This is a genomic window from Bartonella sp. TT29SHDZB, from assembly GCF_042193395.1.
In the GTDB taxonomy this organism is placed as follows: Bacteria; Pseudomonadota; Alphaproteobacteria; order Rhizobiales; family Rhizobiaceae; genus Bartonella.
Genome location: NZ_JBHILQ010000127.1, coordinates 1 through 728, shown reverse-complemented (window position 1 = coordinate 728; position 728 = coordinate 1). Strand labels below are relative to the sequence as shown.

Genomic DNA, 728 nt, shown 5'->3' with positions numbered 1-728 from the left:
AGCGTCGCCATCTACATCTACAAGGTGCTCAAGCAAGTTCACCCGGACACCGGCATCTCGAGCAAGGCGATGAGCATCATGAACAGCTTCGTCAACGACATATTCGAGCGCATAGCCGCCGAGGCGTCCCGTCTCGCGCACTACAACAAACGATCGACGATCACCAGTCGCGAAATACAGACGGCCGTCAGGCTTCTGTTGCCCGGTGAACTCGCCAAGCACGCCGTCAGCGAGGGAACCAAGGCGGTCACCAAGTACACCAGCTCCAAGTAAATCGGTCTTCTCCGACAACGACGACGACGAAGCCGACAGGCCGATTAGTATATACAAACCAAACGGTTCTTTTCAGAACCACAAATCACGTCGCGAGATCGAAAAAAAAAACGAGTTTCACGTTCGTTCATTTTTTTAAAAAAATAAATTTATATTTATTTATTTATTCACCCGCCCGCACTATCACGATTTTTTTTGTAAAACTAAAACAAAACAAAAAATAATAATAATAATAAACCGAGTATCCTACGCTACCATCAATCGGACGAACAATCTCCCGGGCAACGAAGACGTTCGATCGCGCGTTGTTTACGTATAAGTTTAATCGGAGTAGGCGCGTCGCATGCGTCTCGTATTCACGTACGGGTTTGTTTATGATTACACGACGATCGTCCGAAAACAAAATTAAAAAAATACAGCTTCCGTCGTCGGAAAACCGAGAGCGTTTCCTAAGA

General features: G+C 46.3%; 1 protein-coding gene. It reads left to right on the top strand.

Translation table 11 applies throughout. The features are described from left to right. The coding region (locus ACFIJJ_RS09945) for a histone H2B family protein (RefSeq protein WP_375646839.1) at positions 1–273 on the top strand (273 nt) is incomplete at its 5' end. Between the last annotated feature and the right edge of the window lie 455 nt (positions 274–728).